This window comes from Caballeronia humi (assembly GCF_001544475.1).
GTDB classification, from domain to species: Bacteria; Pseudomonadota; Gammaproteobacteria; order Burkholderiales; family Burkholderiaceae; genus Caballeronia; species Caballeronia humi.
Genome location: NZ_FCNW02000035.1, coordinates 1 through 17,284 on the forward strand (window position 1 = coordinate 1; position 17,284 = coordinate 17,284).

Here is a 17,284-nt window from a genome sequence, read left to right on the forward strand (position 1 = left end):
CGCCCATCTTCGGCACGGTTCCGAGCGAAGCACCATTCGACGGATCGACGACTTCGAAAGTCGCGCCATCGTCGGCGTCTTGCCATTCGCCGTCGATGAACGCGTCGTGACGCAGGAGCGTGGGGTCTTTCAGATTCATTGAGATCATTCCTATATCAAGCCGCCACGCCGACCGTTTCGGTCAGCACGTCTTCAAGGATGGCGAGCGCTTCGTCGAACACCGCGTCCTGAATGGTGAGCGGAAACAGGAAGCGCACGACGTTGCCGTACACGCCGCAGACGAGCAGCAACAGGCCGCGTTCCAGCGCGCGCGTCTGGACGCGCTTCGTGAAATCGACGTCGCCGTCGGTCGTGCCGGGCTTGCAGAATTCGACCGCGACCATGCCGCCCGGACCGCGCACGTCGGCGATCTGCGGCACTTCGCTCTTGAGCGCCGTGAGCTTCGCCTTCAGCTTGTCGCCCAGGACGACCGCGCGCTCCGACAGGCTCTCGCTCTCGATGATGTCGAGCACCGCGTGCGCCGATGCCACCGCGAGCGGGTTGCCCGCGTACGTGCCGCCGAGCCCGCCGGGCGCGGCTGCGTCCATGATTTCCGCGCGTCCCACCACGCCCGACAGCGGCATGCCGCCCGCGAGGCTCTTGGCGATCGTCATCAAATCGGGAGCCACGTCGTAGTGCTGCATCGCGAAGAGCTTGCCGGTGCGCGCGAAGCCCGTCTGGACTTCGTCGGCGATCAGAATAATCCCGTGCTCGTTACAGATTTTTCTCAGCGCACGCACGAATTCAAGCGGCGCCTGATAGAAGCCGCCTTCGCCCTGAACCGGTTCGAAGATGATCGCCGCGACGCGCTTCGCTTCGATGTCGGCCTTGAAGAGATGCTCGATGGCGCGCAGCGAGTCCTCGACGGTCACGCCGTGCAGCGGATTCGGGAACGGCGCGTGGAACACGTCCGACGGGAACGGCCCGAAGCCGATCTTGTACGGCGCGACCTTGCCGGTCAGCGCCATGCCCATCAGCGTGCGGCCGTGGAAGCCGCCCGTGAACGCGATCACGCCCGGACGGCCGGTCGCCGCGCGCGCGATCTTCACCGCGTTTTCGACAGCTTCCGCGCCCGTCGTGAAGAACGCGGTCTTTTTGGGATGATCGCCGGGCGCGCGGGCGCTGATTTTTTCAGCGAGCGAAACATAAGACTCGTAGGGAACGATCTGATATGCGGTGTGCGTGAAGCAATCGAGCTGTGCGCGGATCGCCTCGACGATCTTCGGATGGCGGTGGCCCGTATTGCACACGGCGATGCCGGCGGCGAAGTCGATGAAACGGCGGCCTTCGACGTCCCACAGTTCCGCGTTCTCGGCGCGCGCCGCGTAGAAATCGCACATCACGCCGACGCCGCGCGGCGTCGCGGCGTTCTTGCGGGCTTGCAGGTCGGCGTTTTTCAGAGTGCTTTGAGCAGGGTTCGTCACGGCTTGGGTCTCCTTCGCGCGGGGCGCGGCTGGTTCAGAGTAGGTGTGGTGACTATAGTAAGATTTGGCTCTTAAGTTCAGAGCCATTTCAATAAATCTATAGGAGCCAATTCGATGCCTGCGAGCGTCTTGTCCGATTGGCTGGCGCAGCGGCTAGACCGCGGCAGCGTCCAGCCGATTTACCGGCAACTGCACCGGCTGTTGCAGCAGGCGATTTTGTCGCGCGAATTGACGGCGGGGGCAAAGGTGCCGTCGTCGCGCTTGCTGGCGGCGGAATTGGGCGTCGGGCGCAATACCGTTACGCAGGTGTATGAGCAGCTCGCGCTGGAGGGGTATGTGTCGTCGGCAACGGGGCGCGGCACGTTCGTCGCCGACAGCGCGCCCGATGAGATCGTTTTCGACGAACTGCCGTCGGCGGTCGAGGCAGCGCCCGCCGTGCTGTCGGCGCGTGGCGAGCGGCTGATCGCAGGCGCGGGCGTCTCGAAGCGGCAGGGCGGGGCGTTCATGCCGGGCGTGCCGGACGTGTCGCGTTTCCCGGCGCGCGTCTGGAGCCGTCTGCACGCGAAATACTGGCGGCGCTTGCGGCCCGATCTGCTGACTTACGCGCCGGGCGGCGGGCTCGCCTCGCTGCGGCATGCGCTCGCGGATTACCTGCGCACGTCGCGTTCGGTGCATTGCTCGCCGGAGCAGATCATCGTGACGACGGGCATCCACCAGTCGATCGATCTCGCCGTGCGCCTGCTCTCCGATGCCGGCGACACGATCTGGACCGAGGACCCGTGCTACTGGGGCGTGAGAAGCGTCTTGCAGGTTTCGGGGCTCGATCTGAAGGCGATTCCCGTCGATGAAGAAGGCATCGCGCCTTCGCCGGATGACCTTGCGAATCCTCCTAAGCTGATTCTGGTGACGCCGTCGCATCAATATCCGCTCGGGATGGTGATGAGCCTCGCGCGCCGCCGCATGCTCCTCGAATATGCGCGGCAGAACCGCTGCTGGATCATTGAAGATGACTACGACAGCGAGTTCCGCTATGGCAGCCGGCCGCTCGCGTCGCTGCAGGGGCTGGATGCGGCGGGGCAGGTGATCTACGTCGGCAGCTTCGGGAAAACGCTGTTTCCCGGGCTGCGGATCGGCTACATCGTCGTGCCGGAGGCGCTGTCGGCGAGTTTCGCGACGGCATCGGCCGAGCTGTATCGCGAAGGGCAGTTGCTGCAGCAGGCGGTGCTCGCGGAATTCATCGCGGAAGGGCACTTCACGTCGCATATCCGGCGAATGCGCGCGCTTTACGGGCAGCGGCGCGAGTTGATGCTCGCGACGATCGCGGCGCGCTACGGCGAGACGCTGCCGATCGCGGGCGGCGATGCCGGGCTGCATCTGGTGCTTCGGCTGCCAGAGGGCGTCGATGACCGGGCGGTCGCGGCGCGGGCGCTGGAGGAGAACATCGTCGTGCGGCCGCTGTCGGGGTATTTCGCGCGGCGGGATCGCGCGGAGTCAGGGCTGCTGATCGGGTATGCGTGCGTGCCGGATGAGGAAATCGAGCCGGCTTTTGAGACGCTGGCGGGAGTGGTGGACCAGTTTATTAATCGGTAGCCGATATTCATAATGTCGAATTCGCCCGCCTGCCCCGAGAAATCAATGACCACCTACACCACCATCCCCGACCTCAACGACGACGCCGAATCCCTTCGCGAAATCCGCCACCACATCCACCAGCATCCCGAACTCGCCTACGAAGAATTTGCAACCTCGACGCTCGTCGCCGAAAAACTCGCCGAATGGGGCTGGCAGGTCACGCGCGGTATCGGCGGGACGGGTGTCGTCGGTACGCTTAAAGTCGGCGACGGCCCGCGCAGCATCGGCCTGCGCGCCGACATGGACGCCCTGCCGATCGTCGAGCAGACCGGCAAGCCCTACGCCAGCGCAATGCCCGGCAAGATGCACGCGTGCGGCCACGACGGTCACACGACGATGCTCCTCGGCGCCGCGCGCCAGCTCGCGCGCACGAAGCGCTTCAGCGGCACGGTACACCTCTATTTCCAGCCGGCCGAGGAATATGGCGTGCCGAGCGGCGCGCAGAAAATGATCGCCGACGGCCTCTTCGAGCGCTTTCCCTGCGACGCCGTCTTCGGTGTGCACAATCATCCGGGCATGCCGCCGGGCGTCTTCCTGTTCCGCAAGGGCGCGTTCATGGCCGCGGGCGACAAGGTGACGATCACGATCGAAGGCTTGGGCGGGCACGCGGCGCGGCCGCACCTGACGGTCGATCCGGTGGTGGTGGCGGCGAGCGTCGTGATGGCGCTGCAGACGATCGTCGCGCGCAACGTCGATCCGTCGCAGCCGGCGGTCGTGACCATCGGCTCGCTGCATGCGGGCACGGCGAACAACGTCATCCCGAATTCGGCGACGATGGAACTGAGCGTGCGCTCGTTCAGCGAGGACGTGCGCGCGCTGCTCAAGCGCCGCATTTCGGCGCTCGCCGAAGCGCAGGCGGCGAGTTACGGGGCAAAAGCGGTCGTGAAGTACGAGGAGGGCTATCCGGTCGTCGTGAACACGGACGCGGAAACGGAGTTTGCCGCGCAAGTGGCGCGCGAGCTGGTGGGGGAGGAGAACGTCGTCGGGAACGCGGACATCCTGATGGGCAGCGAGGATTTCGCGTTCATGTTGCAGCAGCGGCCGGGTTCGTTTCTGCGCATCGGCAACGGAGCGGGCGAGGACGGCTGCATGGTCCACAACCCGCATTACGACTTCAACGACAAAAACCTTCCGATCGGAGCGGCTTACTGGACGCGGCTTGTCGAACGGTATCTTTCGCAATAATTCTTATAAAACTTTATGCGCATAAAAGCGCGAGGGTCCATTTCGCCCATCGGCTTTTTTGTGGTCTTCTACCATGAAGAGGAAGAAACGCTGGTTGTGTGCGCGGTGAATTGTGCGGACGTCGAGCCGTTCCATCGCTCGCGCTCACGGCTGAATGGGCGTTGGCGAGTATGGAAAACCAGATCGACGACGAGGTAGCGCGACGCCTGGGGATTACCGCGTTCGAAGTTCTGGCGCTATCCAACCCTTCGTTGAAGCAGCGCATGCGACCCCCACCGCCCGAATCGAAATGACAAAGCCCCGCATTTGCGGGGCTTTGTCTGTTCCGAGTCTTAGCCGCTCTTGGCTACTCTCAAGCCGGCAACGAAAAACTCTCGATCGCCTCGCGCAGCACATCGACCTGATCCTTCAGCGAATGCGCGGCCGCAGCAGCTTCCTCGACCAGCGCGGCGTTCTGCTGCGTCACCTGATCCATCTCGACCACCGCCCGGTTCACCTGTTCGATCCCCGCGCTTTGCTCGCGCGAGGCGTGGCTGATTTCATCGAGGATCTCGTTCACGCGCCGCACCGACTGCACGATTTCGCCCATCGTCGCGCCCGCATTCGTTACGAGGGACGCACCTTCTTCCACCGTCTGCGTCGACGTTTCGATCAGCGCCTTGATTTCCTTTGCCGCCGTCGCCGAGCGCTGCGCCAGACTGCGCACTTCCGCCGCCACGACCGCAAATCCGCGTCCCTGCTCACCCGCACGCGCCGCTTCCACCGCGGCATTCAGCGCAAGAATATTAGTTTGGAACGCAATCCCGTCGATCACCCCGATAATGTCGCCGATCTGCTTCGAACTATCGGTAATGCGGGTCATCGTGTGAATGACGTCATCAACCACGCTGCTACCGCGCGTCGCGACGTCCGCCGCCTGTTCAGCCAGACGCGCCGCCTGCGTTGCGCTGTCGGCGTTCTGCTTCACGTTGGCGGTCATCTCGTCCATGCTCGATGCCGTCTCGACCAGCGCCGCCGCCTGCTGCTCCGTTCGCTGCGACAGGTCCGTATTGCCCGCCGCGATCTCCGAGGCGCCAACGTTGATGTTCTCCGTACCGTTACGCACGCGCGACACCGTCTCGACCAAACCGCTCTGCATCGCCGCGAGCGCATAGAGCAGGCTCGACGTATCGTTGGCGTTCACGCGTACCGGCGTCGTCAAATCGCCGCGCGCGATGCGATGCGCCGCGCTTACCGCCAGTTCGAGGTCGCCGCCGAGATTGCGCTTGATACTGCGCAGAACCAGCAGCATCGCGACGGTCGCGATCCCGCCGAGCAGCGCCGTGATCGCGAGCCAGCGCAGGGCGCTTGCGTAGAACGCGGCCTGCACGTCGTCCATGTACATGCCGGTGACGAGATACCAGTCCCACGGGGCGAAGCGCTGCGCGTAGCTGAGCTTCCCGACCGGTTTCTCGTTGCCCGGCTTCGGCCAAAGGTAACTGACGAAGCCGCCGCCCTGCTGGTTGCCCGCCTTCACGATCTCGACGAAGAGCCTGGTGCCCTGAGGGTCGGCAAAATTCGACACGTCCTGACCGTTCAGCGATGTCTTGATCGGATGCATCACGATGAACGGACGCGAGTCGTTGATCGAAATGTAGCCGTCGCGGCCGTAGCGCATCGCGGCGATCACTTCCAGCGCCTTCTGTTTCGCTTCGTCCTCGCTCATCTTGCGGTTCGCCGCGAGCGCCTGATAGTGCACGGCAACGCTGTACGCCTCGCCGACGAGCGCCGTCAATTGTTCGCGCCGGTCATCGATCATCGACGCGCGGTTTTGCCACGCACCGATGATCCCGATTGCGATCAGCCCGATCCACAGCACGGCGATCATCGAGCCGAGCTTTTGATTCAACGTCAGTTTGTTCATATTCCGCCAGCCGCCTGTATGAATAGTCCGGGCGCGGCAAAAGGCCGCGCATGAGGGCTTTACGGCAGTGCGGGGCGCGGTTTTAGGGGCGGGAAAACCCTAGACGCCGTTAAATCGGGTCCTTGTCAGGCGGGGCGTCGGGGTGTTGCGGCTCGTCCGGACGATGCCCGGGTGACGGTGGCGACAACGGATCGGCTTCGGGGTCGCGGTTCGGATCGGCGATCGGGTCCGGAATGGGGCTGGTCTGCATCTCGTAGTTCATGATGGCACTCGTCGTCAGGTAGGAACGCTCAGGCTGCGGCATGCAGCGCGGGCGTGTGCAGCGTGAACGGGTCGCCCGGATGTGCGGTGTCCTCGCCCGCGAGCGCGGCGCGCGCATCGATCGCGATGGCTTCGCTGGTTGCGTCGCCGGGGCGTTCGTCGAGCGCAATCTGCGGCGTGCCGAGCTCGCGCGCCGCGGCGACCGGCGACGGCAGCGCGGCGTCGTCGCTCAGGACGAAGCGGGCGTCGCCGATCAGACGCGTCAGCGTCGCGGGCGACATCGTGCCGGCGAGAAAGAGCGCAGCCGTCTGCATCGCGCCCAGGACGGCGCCAGTGCGCTCGGGCTCGAGCGCATCGCCGACGATCGCGATCTGCCAGCCGTCGGCGGCGAGCTGGTCGGCGACCTCGGCGTAGCGCTCGACGGGCCACGCGGGCGCCGCGCCGTGGCTGCCCGGATGGATCAGCACGAGCCGCTCGCGCTCGATGCCATGAAACGCAACCAGTTCGTCATAGTCCGGATCCTGCTCGACGGCGCCGTGCGGCGCGGCAGGCGCGTCGGGCATCAGCGCGAGTTCGTCGGCGAGCGGGGTGAGGGGATGGCTTCGCATCGTGGCTCCTGCAAGGGGCATGAGATTTTTTGATCAGCCGACCGGGTCAGCATGCATCGTGCCAGCGCGACGCTCATGCCTTCGCCATCGCCTGGAGCCGCACTGGAACCGCCTTGGCCGCCGGCACCTTGCTGCGCTTCGCGTGGTGCGCGAGCGGGATCAGCAGATTGCACTCCGGGTAATAGCCCATCACGCAGCCGGCGGGGATGTCGAACGCGTGGACGCGCAGTCCGTCGAGCTTGCGCTCGACGTCGTCGTTCGCGACGGTCGAGACCGTCACCGCTTCGTCTTCCGCGAGGCCCAGGCGCGTCATGTCGTCGCGATTCATCAGCAACACCTGACGGGTATTGAAGATGCCGCGAAAGCGATCGTCAAGGGAATAAACGGTCGTGTTGAACTGACTGTCGCCGCGCGTGGTCATGAGGCGCAGCGTGCGCTCGCCGTCGAAGCGCATGTCCAGGTCCTCGCCCATGCCTTCCGGCGTGATGAAGTTTGCCTTGCCTGTTTTCGTCTTCCATTCGCGGTGCGAGGCGGCGAGCGGCCGGTGAAAGCCGCCCGGCCGCGACATACGCTGGTTGAAGTCCTTGAACTGGTCGGGATACGTGCGCTCGATCGCCTCGCGAACGAGCGAATAATCGCCGACCCAGGCGTCCCAGTCGACGGAACCGCTTGCCGGCGTGAGCGTCGCCTTCGCGAGGCCCGCGACGATCGCCGGCTCCGACAGCAAACGCTCGCTCGCCGGCGTCGCGAACCCTTGCGATGCGTGGATGCACGCGGTGCTGTCCTCAACCGTGACGATCTGAGCGCCGCCCGCCTGCCGGTCGACTTCAATGCGCCCCAGGCACGGCAGCAGGTACGCCGCGCGGCCATGCAGCAGATGGCTGCGGTTCAGGTGCGTCGCGATCTGCACGGTGAGCGGCAGCTTTTTCCACGCGGGCGCGAGCACGTCCTGATCGGGCGTGGCGCGCGCGAAATTGCCACCGAGTCCGAGGAACGCGTCGACGGTGCCGTCGCGCACGCCCGCGCAGACATCGACGGTCGCCATGCCTTCGTCGCGCGGCGGCTCGAAGCGGTACAGCTCGGCGAGCTTGTCTAGCGGCACGAGCGCGGGCTTCTCCGTGATCCCGACGGTGCGCTGCCCCTGCACGTTCGAATGCCCGCGAATCGGGCAGATTCCCGCGCCGGGCTTGCCGATGTTGCCGCCGAGCAGCATCAGGTTGGTCAGCATCTGCACGGCGAGCACGCCCTCGCGATGCTGCGTGATGCCCATGCCGAACAGGATCATGACGGCTTTCGCCTTTGCGTATTCGGCCGCGGCGCCTTCGAGCGCGGCGCGCGTCAAGGCGCTCTCGGCTTCGATATCGGCCCAGTTCGCGGCGCGCATCGCGTCGGCGAAGGTGTCGAAGCCGTGCGTGTGCTCGGCGATGAACGCGGCGTCGAGCACGCGCGGGCGGCCTTCTTCACGGGCGCGGTCGTCGGCTTCGATCAGCGCCTTGCAGATGCCCGTGACCGCCGCGATATCCCCGCCGATCTTCACCTGGTGATAGTGCGTGCTGATACGGGTTTCATCGGACGAAAGCATCTGTCCCGGCGACTGCGGATTCGCGAACGACACCAGCCCGCGCTCCTTGACCGGATTGAACGTGATGATCTGCGCGTTGCGTTTCTGCCGCGCGTCCTGCAGCGGATGCAGCATGCGCGGCGCGTTCGTGCCGGTGTTGTGGCCGAAGAAGAAAAAGCAGTCGGTGTGATCGAAATCGTCGAGTGTCACGGTGCCGACCGGCACGCCGATCGTCTCCGGTAGCGCCACCGAGGTGCTCTCGTGGCACATGTTCGAGCTGTCCGGGAGGTTGTTCGTGCCGTACATGCGAGCGAAGAGCTGATACATGTACGACGTTTCGAGCGACGCGCGCCCCGACGCGTAGAACACGACGCGCTTCGGATCGAAGTCGCGCAACTGCGCGCCGATTTCGTCGAAGGCTTCGCTCCAGGCGATCGGGACGTAACGGTCGGAGGCGGCGTCGTAGCGCATCGGCTCGGTGAGTCGGCCTTGCGATTCGAGCTCGAAATCGGTCCACGCTTCGAGTGCGGCGAGCGTGTGATGCCGGAAGAATCCGGGCGTGCAGCGCTTGGTCGTGACTTCCCAGGCGGTCGCTTTCGCGCCGTTTTCGCAGAATTCGAAGAGATGCGGGTCGGCGGGCTTGGCCCACGAGCAACTGACGCACGCGAAGCCGTCAGGCTTGTTCTGGTGCATCAGGATGCGCGCGCCGTTCAGCGCAACGTGCTCCTTGACGAGGATCGACGCGACCGATTTCACCGATCCCCAGCCGCCGGCCGGATGGTCGTATTTTTCGATACGAGGTAGCTTGCTCATTGCGTTCTTCTCCACGACGACAGGTTTAATCGTGGATTGAGCAATAAACAGGCTCGATGCGGCGGTTTTTGCAACGGTCAGCAAAACGAAAGCCGCCGGCCCGCGATGGCGGAGCGGCGGCTTTCGGTTTCTCTGCTGCGCGGCGCGGTGCTTACGTCTCCCCGTTCCCGTCCTCAGCCGGAAGGGTCTTCGGCAAGAACGCTTCCGCGCGCTCCCGAATCGCCTCGATCTCACCCGTGACAAACGTCCGGTTATCCGCCGCGAGCGCGCTTTGATACGACGCGCCTTCCGGCACCCGATGCAGCAGCGCGCGCAATTCACCTTGCGTCGTCTGCTCGACGGGTTCGAAGTTGTACAACCGCAGCATCAGTTCCGTGCGCTCATGCAGCACGAACAAACACCCCGCGAACACCGCGACGCCCAGCACTTCCTGCGCGCCGAAGCGAAACTCGGCCGGCACCGGCGAAAACGGCAGCCAAACGATCGCGGCGAAGCCGGCGAGCGCCAGCGCGATCGTCACGTTGAGCAAGAGTCGCACGCGCGCGACGATCCGGTCATGTTCCGCCCGGAGCTGCCCGGCCGATTTCGGCACGAGCGCAGTACGTTGTTTTTGCTGGCGAAGTTCTGAGAACGGGAGAGCGGCCATGTGAGCGGTGTGCCTCGAAGCGTGAAGGTAACGCCCGTATTAACGCTTCGCTTACAGGAACGTTGACGCCGGTTACGTCCTGTTTCATCACATCCGCCCGAAAATTTCACGCCTTGAGCGGCGTCCTCACGCTGGCGGTGCCGTCGGCGATCTGGCTCGCGAACACGAGCGCCTCGACGATCGTCCCGAATACCTCGTCGCGTACCTTCGGGTCCATCACGCGCAGCACGTACGACGGGTGATAGGTCGGCACGACGATGCGTCCGCGATGCTCGATCGTCTTGCCGAGGTACTCGGAAAGCGCCGTCCGATGCCCCGTCAGCGACTTGAGCGCCGTCGCCCCGAGCGCGACGACGACCTTCGGCGCGACGCGCGCCAGTTCCTCGTCGAGCCAGTGGCGGCAGGCCTCGCGCTCGCGCTGCGCGGGCTGCTGCTGCACGCGCTCCTCGCCCTGCCGCTCCCACTTGAAGTGCTTCACCGCGTTGGTCAGATAGAGCGTCTCGCGCGGCATCTGCGCCTCGGCGAGCGCTTCTTCGAGCAGCTTGCCCGCCGGCCCGACGAACGGCTCGCCCGTCAGGTCCTCCTGATCGCCCGGCTGCTCGCCGACCAGCATGATCCGCGCGTTCGCCGGCCCGACGCCCCCGACCGGCTGCGTCGCGTTGCGCCACAGCGCGCAGCGCTTGCAGGCATCGAGCGAAGGGGGTTTCGTCTTGAGCGACGGCCCGTCGAGCGGCTCCATGTCGATCGCGACTTCCATCTCCGGCGGCACGTTGCGCGGACGGCGGTCGCGCCGCGTGCCGGGATCGGGGCGGCCGATCAGCGCCGGATCGGCTTTCGCGTCCGGCGGACTCTTCCAGTAGCGCACCGGCATGTGCGACGCCATCTCGGCCGCGTTGGCGAGCGCCGGGGCGAACGTGCTCTCGTAGTACGCGAGCCAGAGCGCTTCGATTGCGTCGCCGCTGACGGCTTCTCCCGGCGACGCCAGCTCGGTCGGCTTCGGCTCCGGCTCGCTCGTGCGATCGACGCGCAGCAGGGCGCCGTCCCAGAACGCGGCGCCGTGCGGCGTCGCGATCATCCAGGTGGCGCTGCCCATGCGCGTCGCGAAACTGAGCGCGGCGTGCTCCAGCAGGTCGTGCACCGGCTCGAACCAGCTGATGAACTCGGGCGGCCCAAGCGACGAATCGCGATGCCGAAAGCGCAGGAACTTCTTCATGTGCGTCTCTTCGGCCTGCACGGCTTCGACCATTTCGTGGAGGCGCCGGCCGTCGGAGTCGTCCAGGGAGACGACCGCGCGGTCGCCCTGCGTCCAGCGCCAGAGCGCCTTGTAGAGAAACGGCCAGCGGTCGCGCACGCGATAGCACGAGGCTGTCTCGATCATGTCGAGAAAGCCGCGCGCGATCTTGACTGGCGGCGGCGCGCCGGGCGCGTCCGGCATGGGATCGATGCTGCCGAACACGGTCGCCGAGTCGGATGCCTCCCGCCACAAGAGCCCCTCCGGCGAGATGCCGCGCGCGAGCAGGTCCCGCGCGGCGTCGCGCCACGAGGCATAAGACGGTTCGATGACAACGCTGTTCAACGGCATGACGGGATCGGCAAGAATCGATGAAAGTACTGTATATCCATACAGTATTCTAGCGACGCCCGCGCCATCGCCGCAACTTTTTCGAGATGATCAGGCCCTTTGCTCTCAATGGGTTAGCCGCCATTGCACAACGTGAAACGCTGGGAACAGTGTTTGCTGAACGCTCCGCATCGCGGCCGCCGGCAACGGCCCGCCGAACCAATACGAACGGAGTCAACAACATGCTCGGCATCGTCATACCCGCCCACAACGAGGCAGCGCACATCGGGGAATGCGTGGCGTGCGCCCAGCGCGCCGCGAATCATCATCAATTGCTGGGGGAAGAGGTCCGCGTGATCGTCGTGCTCGACAGTTGCACCGACGACACCGAAGCCATCGCACGCGCGCTCGGCGCCGATGTAACGGTGATCGACGCGCGCAACGTCGGCATGGCGCGCGCGCACGGGGCGGAGCGGGCGCTCGCGCTCGGGGCGCGCTGGCTCGCGTTCACCGACGCGGATACCACCGTCGCCGACGACTGGCTCGTGCAGCAACTCGATTGCTGCGCCGATGCCGTGTGCGGCGTGGTCGGCGTGCGCGACTGGTCGCCGCATGTGGCGGAGGTGCGGGCGCATTTCGGCGCGACCTACACCGATGCCGATGGTCATCGGCATATTCACGGCGCGAATCTCGGCGTGTCGGCGCATGCGTATCTGCGCGCGGGGGGCTTCGCGCCGCTGGAGTCGAGCGAGGACGTGGCGCTCGTCGAATCGCTGATGGCGACCGGCGCGCGCATCGAATGGAGCGCGGGGCCGCGCGTGGTGACGAGCGCGCGGACGGATTTTCGGGCGACGAAGGGTTTCGGAGCGACGCTGGTGGAAGTCGGGCGGCGCTATTTCACGCCTGCGGAGCCGGTCGGGGCGCTGGCGGCTTGATCAACAGCGGTCGCCCACGGCTGTGCCGCGTCACGCCGCCGACCCAAGACCATCACCCCGTCACCAAATCTCCCGGCAGATCGACATCGCGGAGGATATTCGGGTCGTCCACGTCGATACGACGCACCGGGTTGAGCGTATTCAGCGAGCGCGCGCCGGCGTCGCCGTCGAGGGTTCCAAGCGCCTTTGCGTGCGCGCGCCCGAAGCCCACAGGATGCCCGCGCTGGTCGCGATAGTAGGGTGCCACGAGCGGCGTGCCGCCATCGAGCGCGCGCGCCACCGCTTCGATCGTCTGCGGTTCGATCCACGGCATGTCGCCGAGCGCGACGAGCCAGCCTTCCGCGTCGGACCTCGCGCGCACTGCGGCCGCGAGCGTCGCGCCCATGCCGCGCTCGGCATCGATCGCGAAAATCACGTCGCAGCCCGCTTCGTTCAGCACATCGGCGAGCTTTTCCGCGCCGGGCCGCACGACCGCGACCACCTGCGCCACCACCGACAACAACCGCCGCGCCGACTGAAACACGACCGGCGTGCCGTCGGGCAGCGTGGCGAGCAGCTTGTTGTGGATGCCGGACGGGTCGAAACGCGTGCCGAGACCAGCGGCGAGCAGAACGCCGGTCGCATTCGATGAAAAGGTCATGGCCGGTCCGTCGCAAAGGGGGATGGCGTCGATTGTGCAGCGCGTCGAACGCAGTCGCAAGTTGTCACAAAAAACCCGCGCGAACTTGTGTCGCGCGGGTTTGACACTCACACCGTCCGCTTCGTCAGCACCTTGTCGAGCGTCACCGGCAGGTCGCGCACGCGCACGCCAGTCGCGTGATAAACCGCATTCGCGATCGCCGCCGACACCCCCGTGATCCCGATCTCGCCGATCCCCCGCGCCCCGAGCGGGTTGATATACGGGTCCCCCGGGCCGACGAACGAAATATCCAGCGCGCCGATATCCGCATTCACCGGCACGTGGTACTCCGCGAGATTTGCGTTCGTATAGCGGCCGTAGCGCGCATCGAGATCGCTTTTTTCGAGCAGCGCCGTCCCGATTCCCCACACGATGCCGCCCATCAACTGGCTGTGCGCCGTCTTCGCGTTCAGCAGATTGCCGACGTCGTACACGCCGACTACCCGCGCCACGCGAATCGTGCCGAGGTCTTCATCGACGTGGACTTCGGTGAACACCGCCCCGAACGAGTGAAACGAATACTGCTGTTTTTCGCTGCCCGGCTTGACCGTCGCCGACGCCTCGACTGGCTTCCCGCCGTTTCGCGCGATGATCGCCGCCGCCGGATCGCGCTTCGACGGCGTCGAGCGGCTCATGACCCAGCCGTTCTCGACCGTGACATCGTCACGCGCGACGCCTGAGAGAGGCGAGCCGCTATCGGCTAGCGCGAGCGCGATCAGCCGGTCGCGCGCTTCGGTCGCGGCCGCGCGCACCGCCGGCGAAACACTCGCAACCGACTGCGATCCGCCCGACACCGGCGCTTTCGGCAGCGACGAATCGCCGAGCGCGAAGTGCACGTTCTCGGGCGCGAAACCGAGCGCATCGGCGGCGACCTGCGTCATCACCGTGTAGGTGCCGGTGCCGAGATCCTGCGTGCCGGAGGCGACCATCGCCGTGCCGTCGGGCAGGATGCGCGCGATCGCCGACGCCTCGCTGCGGTTCGCCGGATACGTCGCCGACGCCACGCCCATGCCGATCAGCGTATGTCCGTCGCGCATCGAACGCGGCTGCGGATTGCGCCGCGCCCAGCCGAATTTGTCCGCGCCCGCCTGATAACACTCGCGCAACGCCTTGCTCGACCACGGTTTTTTTTCCTGCGGCTCGGTTTCGGCGTAGTTCTTCAGGCGAAACGCGATCGGGTCCATGCGCAATTGCGAGGCCATTTCGTCCATCGCCGATTCCAGCGCGAACGAGCCGCTCGTCTCACCGGGGGCGCGCGTGAAGGTCGGCGTGCCGATGTCGAGCTTGACCAGCTTGTGCGACGTCGATTGATGCGGCACCGCGTACATCATCCGCGAGACGATCGCGGAGGTTTCGGTCCAGTCTTCGAAGGTCGAGGTGGTCGAGATCGAATCGTGGCGCATGCCGGTGAGCGTGCCGTCGTCGCGGGCGGCGATCTGAATGTGCTGCTCGGTGAACGGCCGGTTGCCGACGATGCCCCACATCTGCGTGCGCTCCAGCACGAGCCGCACGGGCCGGCCGGTCTGCTTCGCGGCCATCGCGGCGAGCACGACGTGCGACCACACCGAGCCCTTGCAGCCAAACCCGCCGCCGACGAACGGGCAGATCACGCGCACGTTGGCGTCGGGGATGCCGAGCAGCTTCGCGACCGCGCTTTTTGCGCCGGAGACGCCTTGCGTGGCGTCGTAGAGCGTGAGATTCGGGCCGTCCCAGCGGGCAAGTGTCGCGTGCGGCTCCATCGGATTGTGGTGCTCGTAGGGCGTCGTATAGACGGCGTCGAGCCGCGTCGGGCCTTGCTGCAGGCCGGCGTCGACGTCGCCGCGCCGGGTCGTCACCGGGCGGTTGTTCATCTTTTCCGGCGCGTAGGCGCGGGGCTTTTCGCGCTGGAAATCGGCGGTCGGCGCGGCGGTTTCATAGCGCACCTGGACGCGGCGCGCCGCGTCGGTGGCGCGCTCCAGCGTGTCCGCGACCACGACGGCTACCGGCTCGTTGCTGTAGCGCACCTCGTTGGTCTGCAAGAGCGTGAGCTTGCGCACGGCGGGCGGCTCTGCATTGGCGACGCCGCCGTTCGGCAGGCGCATCGCGGTCTGGTACGTCATCACGAGCAGCACGCCGGGCATCGACTGCGCTTGAATCCTGTCGATCGACGCGATTTTTCCGCGCGCAATCGTACTTGTCACGAGCACCGCGTGAGCGAGCTTCGACTCGGGGTTGTCGGCGGAATAGCGCGCCTGGCCGGTCACTTTGAGCACGCCGTCGGTGCGATCGAGCGGTTGTCCGATGTAAGTCATGCGACACCTCCAGCCTGTTCGACGGCCCGGACGATCGCCCGCTGCGCCAGTTCCACCTTGAACCCGTTCTCGCGATACGGCTTCGCCTCGCGCACGGCAAGCGCCGCCGCGCTTTGCAGCGTGGCGCGCGAGAGCGGCTGGCCGGTCAGCATCCGTTCGGTTTCGGTCGCGCGCCACGGCTTGTGCGCGACGCCGCCGAGCGCGATGCGCGCCGTCTTGACGGTCCCGCCGTCCATCTGCAGCGCCGCCGCGACCGAGACCAGCGCGAACGCGTAACTCGCGCGATCGCGCACTTTCAGGTATTTCGAGTGCTCGGCGAAGAGCGGCGGCGGCAGATCGACCGAGGTGATCAACTCGCCCGGCTGCAACGTCGTGTCGAGATCGGGGCGCTCGCCCGGCAGGCGATGAAACTCGCTGAACGGAATCGCCCGCTCGCCGCGCGGGCCGGCGACGCGCACGACGGCGTCGAGCGCCGCGAGCGCGACGCTCATGTCCGATGGATTCGTCGCGATGCATTGCGTGCTCGCGCCGAGGATCGCGTGGATGCGGTTGTTGCCTTCGAGCGCCGCGCAGCCGCTGCCGGGGTTGCGCTTGTTGCACTGTGGGAATGCGGTGTCGTAGAAGTAATAGCAGCGCGTGCGTTGCATCAGGTTCCCGCCGACAGTCGCCATGTTGCGCAGTTGCGCCGACGCCCCCGCCAGCAACGCCTGCGACAGCAGCGGATAGCGCTCCCGCACCCACGCGTGATTCGCGGCGTCGCTATTGCGCGCGAGCGCGCCGATGCGCAGGCCACCATCGGGGAGCGGACTAATCCGCTCCAACCCGTCGATATGCGTGATGTCGACGAGCTTCAGCGGCCGCGCGACGCCGCCTTTCATGAGGTCGAGCAAATTCGTCCCGCCGCCGATGAACACGGCGCCCGGCTGGCTCGCCGAGCGGATCGCGGCGGCGGCATCGGGGGCGCGTTCGTAGGAAATCGCATCCATGTCGTGTCTCCTACGCCTTGTTCGCCGCGACGGCCGAAACCGCCGCGACGATGTTCGTGTACGCGCCGCAGCGGCAGATGTTGCCGCTCATGCGCTCGCGGATTTCGTCGGCGGAGAGTTGCGGCGGACGGGCGCGCACGTCGGCGGTGACGGCGCTGGCGTCGCCGGCGCGGTATTCGCTGAGAAGCGCGGTCGCCGAACACAACTGGCCCGGCGTGCAAAAGCCGCACTGGAAGGCATCGTGCTCGATGAACGCGCGCTGGATCGGGCTGAGGGTGTCGTTCGTGGCGAGGCCTTCGACCGTCGTGATCGATTCCCCTGTGTGCATGACGGCGAGCGTCAGACACGAGTTGATGCGCTTGCCGCCCGCGATCACCGTGCATGCGCCGCACTGGCCGCGATCGCAGCCCTTTTTCGTGCCGGTGAGACCTGCGTATTCGCGCAGGGCGTCGAGGAGTGTGGTGCGGGCTTCGAGTTGCAACTCGTAGGGGCGGCCGTTGATCGTGAGATGAACCGGAAGTAGTGGGGCGGCAGCGGGTGGGGGCGCTACGCTGGCGCTCGGCTGCTGCTGCGCGCGGGCGAGCGGCGCGGCGCTGACCGCGACGGTCGCGGCGGCCGATTGCAGGAAGCGTCGGCGGGATGGTTTATCGGCGTGCTCGGGTTTTGTGGGGTCAGCGGGATCTTTGATCTGGGACATGTGGATTCGACGCTCCTCGCTCGGTCGACTGGGCGCTGCGCCGGCTGGCTTGGCGCAGCTGAT

Annotated in this window: 14 protein-coding genes; 3 read left to right on the top strand and 11 right to left on the bottom strand. The window is 66.2% G+C overall.

Features of this window, described 5'->3' with window-relative positions:
• Window positions 1-155: 155 nt before the first annotated feature.
• Window positions 156-1,439: a 4-aminobutyrate--2-oxoglutarate transaminase gene (gene gabT / locus AWB65_RS24565; protein ID WP_087669676.1), complete on the bottom strand. Its 1,284-nt coding sequence runs from the start codon at window positions 1,437-1,439 to the stop codon at window positions 156-158.
• A gap of 138 nt (window positions 1,440-1,577) precedes the next feature.
• Between gabT and pdxR the strand changes: the two genes are divergently transcribed.
• Window positions 1,578-3,053, top strand: a complete 1,476-nt coding sequence (gene pdxR / locus AWB65_RS24570) for a MocR-like pyridoxine biosynthesis transcription factor PdxR (RefSeq protein ID WP_087669628.1) — start codon at window positions 1,578-1,580, stop codon at window positions 3,051-3,053.
• A 45-nt stretch (window positions 3,054-3,098) separates the two neighbouring features.
• Window positions 3,099-4,280 (top strand): M20 aminoacylase family protein, encoded by a 1,182-nt coding sequence (locus tag AWB65_RS24575; RefSeq protein ID WP_087669629.1) that lies wholly within the window; start codon window positions 3,099-3,101, stop codon window positions 4,278-4,280.
• Between the two features lie 352 nt (window positions 4,281-4,632).
• Here the strand turns inward: AWB65_RS24575 and AWB65_RS24580 are convergent, their stop codons facing one another.
• The 6 genes from AWB65_RS24580 to AWB65_RS24600 all read right to left on the bottom strand — a co-directional run bounded on the left by AWB65_RS24580 (window position 4,633) and on the right by AWB65_RS24600 (window position 11,654).
• The gene (locus tag AWB65_RS24580; RefSeq protein ID WP_200821789.1) at window positions 4,633-6,183 is read right to left on the bottom strand and encodes a methyl-accepting chemotaxis protein; all 1,551 of its coding nucleotides are present in this window, start codon (window positions 6,181-6,183) and stop codon (window positions 4,633-4,635) included.
• A 109-nt stretch (window positions 6,184-6,292) separates the two neighbouring features.
• Complete coding sequence (locus AWB65_RS36705) at window positions 6,293-6,445, bottom strand: hypothetical protein (protein WP_200821790.1); 153 nt, start codon at window positions 6,443-6,445, stop codon at window positions 6,293-6,295.
• Between the two features lie 28 nt (window positions 6,446-6,473).
• Window positions 6,474-7,052 (bottom strand): glycosyltransferase family 9 protein, encoded by a 579-nt coding sequence (locus tag AWB65_RS24585; RefSeq protein WP_087669630.1) that lies wholly within the window; start codon window positions 7,050-7,052, stop codon window positions 6,474-6,476.
• Window positions 7,053-7,125: 73 nt separating this feature from the next.
• Entirely contained in the window at window positions 7,126-9,426 is a 2,301-nt protein-coding gene (locus AWB65_RS24590) for an FdhF/YdeP family oxidoreductase (RefSeq protein ID WP_087669631.1), read from the bottom strand.
• A gap of 151 nt (window positions 9,427-9,577) precedes the next feature.
• A complete protein-coding gene (locus tag AWB65_RS24595; protein WP_087669632.1) occupies window positions 9,578-10,072 on the bottom strand; it encodes a hypothetical protein in 495 nt (164 codons plus the stop codon).
• Window positions 10,073-10,178: 106 nt separating this feature from the next.
• A complete protein-coding gene (locus AWB65_RS24600; protein WP_235007743.1) occupies window positions 10,179-11,654 on the bottom strand; it encodes a UdgX family uracil-DNA binding protein in 1,476 nt (491 codons plus the stop codon).
• Between the two features lie 221 nt (window positions 11,655-11,875).
• Between AWB65_RS24600 and AWB65_RS24605 the strand changes: the two genes are divergently transcribed.
• Window positions 11,876-12,568, top strand: coding sequence for a glycosyltransferase family 2 protein (locus AWB65_RS24605; RefSeq protein ID WP_087669633.1), 693 nt, complete (start codon window positions 11,876-11,878; stop codon window positions 12,566-12,568).
• 52 nt (window positions 12,569-12,620) lie between these two features.
• On the opposite strand, the gene AWB65_RS24610 is transcribed toward AWB65_RS24605, so the two are convergent.
• The 4 genes from AWB65_RS24610 to AWB65_RS24625 form a co-directional block, all read right to left on the bottom strand.
• Complete coding sequence (locus AWB65_RS24610; protein ID WP_087669634.1) at window positions 12,621-13,208, bottom strand: nucleotidyltransferase family protein; 588 nt, start codon at window positions 13,206-13,208, stop codon at window positions 12,621-12,623.
• A gap of 107 nt (window positions 13,209-13,315) precedes the next feature.
• On the bottom strand, window positions 13,316-15,538 hold the full coding sequence (locus tag AWB65_RS24615; protein WP_087669635.1) for a xanthine dehydrogenase family protein molybdopterin-binding subunit: 2,223 nt from the start codon (window positions 15,536-15,538) through the stop codon (window positions 13,316-13,318).
• Window positions 15,535-16,524 carry an FAD binding domain-containing protein gene (locus AWB65_RS24620; protein ID WP_087669636.1) on the bottom strand — a complete coding sequence of 330 codons (990 nt, stop codon included), beginning with the start codon at window positions 16,522-16,524 and terminating at the stop codon, window positions 15,535-15,537. The genes AWB65_RS24615 and AWB65_RS24620 overlap by 4 nt, the downstream gene beginning before the upstream one ends.
• Window positions 16,525-16,534: 10 nt before the next feature.
• Entirely contained in the window at window positions 16,535-17,221 is a 687-nt protein-coding gene (locus AWB65_RS24625) for a 2Fe-2S iron-sulfur cluster-binding protein (RefSeq protein ID WP_087669637.1), read from the bottom strand.
• Window positions 17,222-17,284 lie beyond the last annotated feature (63 nt).